This window comes from Pseudomonas sp. GL-R-26, from assembly GCF_019947365.1.
Classification (GTDB): Bacteria; Pseudomonadota; Gammaproteobacteria; order Pseudomonadales; family Pseudomonadaceae; genus Aquipseudomonas.
Window position 1 is genome coordinate 26,810 of sequence record NZ_JAGYGI010000044.1, and the last position, 7,405, is coordinate 34,214.

Sequence of the window (7,405 nt, forward strand, 5' to 3'; positions counted from 1 at the left end):
TGATTCAGCTTAGCAGTGCCTTGGCGACTACGACGTCCGGCGCAACGCATTGAACGGTGGGCTTAAACCTTTTGCTCGTTGCTTATGCCATGGGGCACATGACCGGTGGCGACGACTTCACGGGCCAACTCGCAGTGGCCGGCCTGATCGTCGAAAAACACGTCCGCCGCGAAGGCTTCGAGAAAGGCCGACTTGGTCAGGCCGCCGAGGAACAGCGACTCGTCGAGACGGATGTCCCATTCGCGCAACGTGCGAATAACCCGCTCATGGGCCGGTGCCGATCGCGCCGTGACCAGCGCGGTACGGATCGGACAGGTGTCTTCCGGGAATTCACGCTGCAACAGATTGAGAGCAGCGAGAAAGCCCTTGAACGGCCCTCCGCGCAACGGCTCGCGGGCGGCCTCACGCTCGCTGGCCTGGAACGCTTCCAGACCACCGGCCTGATAAATGCGCTCCGACTCATCGGAAAACAGCACCGCGTCTCCGTCGAAGGCAATGCGTAACTCGTCGCTAGCCGCACGGCTGGCACCACCCGACAGAATGGTCGCTGCCGCGAACCCGGCGTCCAGTGCATTGCGTACGTCTTCGGCGTGGGTCGAGAGAAACAGATCGCAGCCAAAGGCCTTGAGGTAGGGATACGGACTGCGCCCGCCGACAAAGGCCGCACGGGAAATTGCCAGTCCGTAGTGGTCAATCGAGTTGAACACCCGCAGCCCGGTGTCGGCGCTGTTGCGCGACACCAGAATAACTTCGACCCGGGCGCGGCCGAGGCTGTTGTTGAGGTTCAGGAGTTTCTGCACCAACGGGAAGGCATCGCCGGGCTCGAGGATTTCGTCTTCATGTTCGATCTGATACTGCCGGTAGGCTTCGACGCCACTCGACAGGTAGACCTTGTGGCTTTCGCTCAGGTCGAACAGCGCCCGCGAAGAAATCGCCAGCACCAGCTTGTCGTCAATTGCCTTTGGCATGCCCTTCCCCCTCAGGTCGGTCGACTCAGGTGTTGCGTCGATCAATGAAACTCAAACTGCGATACAAGGCCTCGGTGCGTGGCATCTCACACCCGGCTGCCTTCGCCGCCGCCAAAGGCCGGGCGTAGATCGCGGCCAGTTCCAGCGGTCGCTTGTGCAAGTAATCGTGGTACATGCTCGGCCAGTAGTCGGGCATCTTTTCGGTCACCATGAACAAATGCTCGGCATACCCTGCCGGTACGTCATGCCCGCAGGCAACTGCGCCTTGAACCACTTCAGCCATCAGCGCCTTGACCAGCTCGCGGCTGTCAGCATCGGCCATCAACGGTGTGGTGCTCGCCCCCAGCAAAACCGAGAGACCGTTGTAAGGGATATTCCAGACCAGTTTTTGCCAACGCGCCTGATGTAAATTCGCCATGGCCTGGGAATCGAGGCCGGTGCTGCGAAACAGCCCGACGCCCTCCTCGACAATCGCAGTGCGTGCCGGCCCATCGGCGGGACCGCTGTGATACCCCACATGCACCGCGCCCAGCGCCTGATGGGTGATGACGCCCGGCGCCTCGCGATGGACGCAGATGTAGCACAGCCCTCCGAGCACATGCAGCGAATCGGGGAGCAGCTCGCGCAGGCTGTCTTCGACGTCCAGGCCGTTTTGCAGCAGCAGTACCTTGGCATTCGGTGCCGCCGCTTGCAGGATGGCAGGTGCCAGGTCGGCGTTGCTGGTGGTTTTCGCCCCCACAAGCAGCCAGTCGCAGGGCGGCATGTCTTCAGCGTTCGAATAAGCCTGTACCGGATTCAGTTTCAGCGCACCGTGGGGCGCGCTATCGACTTGCAACCCGTGCTCGGTCACGGCGGAAAACTCGCTGCGTAGCAGAAAATGCACATCAAAACCGGCTCGCGCCAGCATCACCCCGTAGAAACCGCCGATTGCGCCGGTCCCGATAATGCCGATCGTCGGCCTGGCAACTGTCCCCGTCATGGCAACTCCTCTGCTGTTCGACTCAGCGCCTGGCGCACGGCTCGATTGAGCTCGGTGTCGGTCAGACGCGATTTGAGTGCTCCAAAGAATTCGCCGTCGCGAACGACAAACAGCGCCGGCAAGTGAAAGACCTGATAACGCTCGACCACCCCGCCGTTGTTGCCGGCATCAATCCAGCACAGTCGGTCGACTGCCAGATCGAGTGTCGGCAATTGCTCACGGGCAAAACGGCAACTGGCGCAGCCGACACTGGTGAAAATGACCAGCGATACGCCGCTCATCGCCAGCAGCCGTTGGTCGGCGTCAAAATCGGTCAGTTCCAATTCGACCACTATACTGGAGGGAACAATGTCAGATGGCCGACACATGGAGTCTGTGTTCATGGGACGATTCATTCCTCACCCTGACGATGTGCCCGTCGAGTTAAAGTTGCTGAAACCTGAGTGTCTTTCGCGACGACAGCTGCACACTATCAGCCTCGGGGGCATGGCTTGCAATTATCACCGCGCGTGGCGCCACGGCACGGCGCTGGAGGTACGCATGCCGACCGTGAACCCGGACATGCGCTACCTGGGCTATGTCGCCTGGTGCCTGCGACGCAAGCGTGGTTACCTGGTGGGCATCGCCTTCGTCGATGAACAAACGCTGTTCAGCGCCCGAATGGGTGAGCAGGTGTGCCAGATCGAACGCTACTGCCGCCTGCATGACGCCCACGAGGACTTGCAGGATATCCAGGCCCTGGCCCTCGAATGGGTCCAAGAGCATGCCGACGAGTTCTCTCACGATTCGGTGCGCAAGGCTTTTGCGCAGCCGGTGCTGGAATAGGGGTGTTCTTGATCGGTTTGCCCCTCACGGCAGGGAAACTGACTGCGAAAGCCCACCAAACCGGCGTCTGCCCATTGTCGAGCCACGGTGTAACGCGCTAAGGTTCGGGTCCCCGACGCGCTTAATTTGCTGTGCTCCGCCGCGCGGGTTCGCTGGCGGCCGGCACCCGTGACCTGACGAGTAAACGATGGCTGATTTACCGATCAACGACCTAAACGTCGCCTCCAACGAGACACTGATCACTCCCGATCAGCTCAAGCGCGATATTCCCCTGAGCGACGCCGCACTGCGCACCGTCACCAAGGGCCGCGAAGTCATTCGCAACATTCTGGATGGCACCGACCATCGCCTGTTCGTCGTCATCGGGCCTTGCTCGATCCACGACATCAAGGCCGCCCACGAATATGCCGAGCGCCTGAAGGTTCTCGCCGCCGAAGTGTCCGATACCCTGTATCTGGTCATGCGCGTGTATTTCGAGAAGCCACGTACCACCGTCGGCTGGAAAGGCTTGATCAACGACCCGTACCTGGACGACTCGTTCAAGATCCAGGACGGCTTGCACATCGGTCGTCAATTGCTGCTGGACCTGGCCGAAAAAGGCCTGCCGACCGCCACCGAAGCCCTCGACCCGATCTCCCCGCAGTACCTGCAGGACCTGATCAGCTGGTCGGCCATCGGCGCGCGCACCACCGAATCCCAGACTCACCGTGAAATGGCCTCCGGCCTGTCCTCGGCCGTCGGCTTCAAGAACGGCACCGATGGCGGCCTGACCGTAGCGATCAACGCCCTGCAGTCGGTTTCCAGCCCGCACCGCTTCCTGGGCATCAACCAGGAAGGTGGCGTGTCGATCGTGACCACCAAGGGCAATGCCTACGGTCACGTGGTGCTGCGCGGCGGCAACGGCAAGCCGAACTACGATTCGGTCAGCGTTGCGCTCTGCGAGCAGGCGCTGAACAAGGCGAAGATCAAGCCGAACATCATGGTCGATTGCAGCCACGCCAACTCCAACAAGGATCCGGCCCTGCAACCGCTGGTGATGGAGAACGTCGCCAACCAGATCCTCGAAGGCAACAAGTCGATCATCGGCCTGATGGTTGAAAGCCACCTGAACTGGGGCGCCCAGGCGATCCCGAAAGACCTCGCCGACCTGCAATACGGCGTGTCGATCACCGACGCCTGCATCGACTGGACTGCGACCGAAAACACCTTGCGCAGCATGCATGCCAAGCTCAAGGATGTGCTGCCTAATCGCGATCGCAGCTGATCGCCTGTTTGGCGGCGCAAAAAGCGCACACAAAAAAAACGCCGGGCTGAACCCGGCGTTTTTTTATGTGTTCGTTTTGTTGAAGGTCACTGACTCAGCTTGGCCGCATGCCGCTGGTGACGCTCCATGTAGCGCTCGACGTAGGAGCACGATGGAATGACGGTGTAGCCCATTTCGTCAGCGTACTCCAGCGCCTTCTCGGTCAAGGCTGCCGCAATACCGCGACCACGCAATGCGTTGGGCACGAAGGTGCGATAGATATCCAGGGTCTGTTTCCCCAGATCCATATAGGTCAGATAGGCACGATGACCGTCCACATTGGTCTCGAACTGATGACCAGCCTGGTCATGGTGGATGGACAACGCCTCGCTCATCACTACTCCTCGCGGGTCTGGAATTCCGACCCCTACCTTACCGATGTTTTTCCGGCGAAGGAACATCTACGCCACCCCGTGCCTGAATGGACACCGAGAAGAGCTGCACCGATCTCGCGCTACCGAGCACGTACAAATAGTAGGCACCATTGGCAGAAATGCTCAAGATGCGCTCGTCATCGTGCCGGTTGGCGGGTGCGGCTCCGGATCACGCAGGATTGGCTCGACCGAAGATCACTCCGGGTCGATAGCCTGTACATTGCCGGATGTTGAGACTTAAGACGAGCGCCCGTTGTTAAAGTCACCTGAACATCGAGAAAGATATTGAGAGGCGCCACACAAAAGCCGAACAAAAGTGTAGACGAATCCATGTAGGCGGACTTTAGCCGGACCAGGAAAAAGAGCGCCGTGCCACAGGAACTTTTTCTCGCCAGTTCGCTCAGCCACGGGCCTTGCAGCTGGATATTTTTTAAACAATTCAGTTAAAAGTTGCTCGAAAAAGAATCAACGCCTACAATTTTTTTTGCTTCTTGCGTCACGTCAGTTTTACTTACTACAAGTAATGGGTAGTATGTACGCCGGCTATTTCCTCAATCGGAGGAGATAGCTACTTAATAGAAAGTCCTTGAAGGGGAACACGATGAACAACGTTCTGAAATTCTCTGCTCTGGCTCTGGCCGCAGTTCTGGCTACCGGTTGCAGCAGCGCATCGAAAGAAACCGAAGCACGTCTGACCGCTACTGAAGACGCAGCTGCTCGCTCCCAGGCTCGTGCAGACGAAGCTTACCGCAAAGCTGATGAAGCTCTGGCTGCTGCTCAAAAAGCACAACAGACTGCTGACGAAGCTAACGAGCGTGCTCTGCGCATGCTGGACAAAGCTAGCCGCAAGTAATAATCCTTCGGGATTGTTATCAAGCCGACCCATTTTTTGGGTCGGCTTTTTTATTGCCTGGCGTTTCTCCGGGCAATAAAAAACCCGTCGACGCGGTCCGCGCCGACGGGTTCTTTGCCAGCATTACTGCAGCGGATCGACCGGAGTGCTCGACACCATCGGTACGACACCGTTGCCCGGCACAGCGATCTCAACCGGCAGACCGTCTTCAGCGGCGACCACATCACGCACCACATCCCAGTTCATGCGCAGGTTGTTGGTGATGTCTTCACGCTTGAGCATCGCATTGATGACTGCGGTGTGCTTGTCGACCACCGACGGGTTGCCCTTGTCGTCCAGCGGCGTATGCGCCTCCAGATAGACCTTGCCGCTACTCAGGCCAAACTTGTACGGGTCGTTGATGATCCGCACCGACGTACCGACCGGCACCATGCCCGCCATTTCCAGCACGTTGTTGTTGAACATGCGGAAGCAGCCGTGGCTGGTGCGCATGCCGATGCCGAACTTCTTGTTCGAACCGTGGATCAGGTAGCCCGGTGTGCCCAAGGTGAACTTGAACGGCCCCAGAGGGTTGTCAGGGCCGGCCGGCACGACGTTGGGCAGCGGATCACCGTCTGCTGCGTGCTCGGCCTTGATCGAAGCCGGAGGCGTCCAGGTAGGGTTCGGTGTCTTGGCGGTGATGCTGGTGTGGGCAATCGGCGAGCCCCAGCCTTCACGACCGATACCCAGCGGGAACGTGTACACCACGTTCTTGCCTTTCGGGTAGTAGTAGAGGCGGTACTCGGCCAGGTTGATCACGATGCCTTCACGCGGGCCTGGTGGCAGGATGAAGCGGGTCGGCAGGATGATTTCCGTGCCGGCGCCTGGCAACCAGGCATCGACACCCGGGTTGGCCGCGACCATTTCCGTGTAGCCCAGATCGTAGGCGGTACCAAGGTCGGCGAAGGTATCTTCGTACTTGGCCTTGATCACCTGCACCTGGCCGATGATGTCCTCACCTGGCGGTGGCAGGGGAAACTCCAATGCTGCGACTGGACCGGCCACAAAGAGGGCGGCAAGAGTCAGGCAGCGGGTGACGGCAGGAAAACGCGGCAACATCCGGAAAATCCTTCGCATGATCAACAGAGATATAAGAGCGCGATTGTACACCGCTGTCTGTTATTTCGGGGAGATGGCCCGATTGCAGGCAGTGCAAGGCGATTTTGAGGTTGTCCTCGATCCCGTGTGGGAGTGAGTCTGCTCGCGATGGCTGTGTGTCAGGCGGCATGGATTTTGATGGTGTACATATCCGTTTCTGCGGTAACGGCCACCTATGGTTCCGCTCTTACAGCGGGTCACTTGGAAAAGCCCCAAGTAACCAAGGGCTCTTGCCCCTGACATTCGGTGCCTCGCCGTGGCTCGGCATGCCCTCGCTCCGGTCCTGCTCCGTGGGCCCGCCGCCATCGGCCATCCATGGCCGGGGGCAGCTAACCCGGCATCCATGCCGAGTTGCCCACTGCGCAGAACCTCCTCTCGGCCTCACGAGGGGGCGTGTACCGCAAAAGCGCCCGAGGCGGCCTACCAGCCGGCCTGTTTGTTGGGTTCGTTCGTCTGTGATGTACCTGGTCGACTGACAGGTCGTCATCGCGAGCAAGCTCGCTCCCACAGGTACTCAGTACATCTGCAAGGTCTGGGTCGGCTGGCAGGTCGTCTTCGCGAGCAGGCTCGCTCCCACACTTGATCCGAGTATGCCTGCAAGAGATTGGTCGGCTGTAAGGCCGCCTTCGCTGGCAAGCCAGCTCCAGTTGATCGGCGTACACCCACGCTTCTCACCACTCATCAGGCCGAGCGTTAGCTCGCCTGCAGCTTTTGATCTTGATCCACCCGCCCCCTCGGGAGGCTGAACGGAGGTGTTCATCCGGGGATTGGCGCGCAGCGCCGTTCGACGCAGTCGAACTCATTGCATGTAGGTCGAAGCGAAGCCGACCGGAGGGCAATGTAGTGGTCAACTAATTCCAGACACCTCGGTAGGTGATTTCGACGCCATCGCCCGCTCGTAAACGGTTGGTGGCAGATATCCCAGTTTCGAGTGCAGCCGCTCGTTGTTGTAAAACCCAACGATGT

The 7,405-nt window shown here is 59.5% G+C and carries 8 protein-coding genes; 3 read left to right on the forward strand and 5 right to left on the reverse strand.

What is annotated here, in order from left to right; translation table 11 throughout:
* Window positions 1-62: 62 nt before the first annotated feature.
* The 3 genes from KGA96_RS27590 to KGA96_RS27600 are packed head-to-tail and all read right to left on the reverse strand — an operon-like array spanning window position 63 to window position 2,330.
* Entirely contained in the window at window positions 63-968 is a 906-nt protein-coding gene (locus tag KGA96_RS27590; RefSeq protein ID WP_046043378.1) for a 5'-nucleotidase, read from the reverse strand.
* Between the two features lie 25 nt (window positions 969-993).
* Complete coding sequence (locus KGA96_RS27595) at window positions 994-1,947, reverse strand: putative 2-dehydropantoate 2-reductase (protein WP_223465997.1); 954 nt, start codon at window positions 1,945-1,947, stop codon at window positions 994-996.
* Window positions 1,944-2,330, reverse strand: coding sequence for a thioredoxin family protein (locus KGA96_RS27600; RefSeq protein ID WP_046043375.1), 387 nt, complete (start codon window positions 2,328-2,330; stop codon window positions 1,944-1,946). Before KGA96_RS27600 ends, KGA96_RS27595 begins: the two co-directional genes overlap by 4 nt.
* On the opposite strand from KGA96_RS27600, the gene KGA96_RS27605 reads away from it, so the two are divergent.
* Together KGA96_RS27605 and KGA96_RS27610 are read left to right on the forward strand one after the other, a co-directional pair.
* A complete protein-coding gene (locus KGA96_RS27605) occupies window positions 2,329-2,772 on the forward strand; it encodes a PilZ domain-containing protein (protein WP_046043374.1) in 444 nt (147 codons plus the stop codon). The two genes, KGA96_RS27600 and KGA96_RS27605, sit on opposite strands and share 2 nt — an antisense overlap.
* A gap of 187 nt (window positions 2,773-2,959) precedes the next feature.
* Entirely contained in the window at window positions 2,960-4,036 is a 1,077-nt protein-coding gene (locus KGA96_RS27610; RefSeq protein ID WP_046043373.1) for a 3-deoxy-7-phosphoheptulonate synthase, read from the forward strand.
* Between the two features lie 86 nt (window positions 4,037-4,122).
* On the opposite strand, the gene KGA96_RS27615 is transcribed toward KGA96_RS27610, so the two are convergent.
* Window positions 4,123-4,410 (reverse strand): GNAT family N-acetyltransferase, encoded by a 288-nt coding sequence (locus KGA96_RS27615; RefSeq protein WP_007973562.1) that lies wholly within the window; start codon window positions 4,408-4,410, stop codon window positions 4,123-4,125.
* A gap of 640 nt (window positions 4,411-5,050) precedes the next feature.
* Here KGA96_RS27615 and oprI point away from each other — a divergent pair.
* Window positions 5,051-5,302 carry an outer membrane lipoprotei OprI gene (oprI, locus tag KGA96_RS27620; protein WP_003199355.1) on the forward strand — a complete coding sequence of 84 codons (252 nt, stop codon included), beginning with the start codon at window positions 5,051-5,053 and terminating at the stop codon, window positions 5,300-5,302.
* Between the two features lie 123 nt (window positions 5,303-5,425).
* Here the strand turns inward: oprI and KGA96_RS27625 are convergent, their stop codons facing one another.
* Window positions 5,426-6,400, reverse strand: a complete 975-nt coding sequence (locus KGA96_RS27625; RefSeq protein ID WP_223515651.1) for a L,D-transpeptidase family protein — start codon at window positions 6,398-6,400, stop codon at window positions 5,426-5,428.
* Window positions 6,401-7,405: the final 1,005 nt, after the last annotated feature.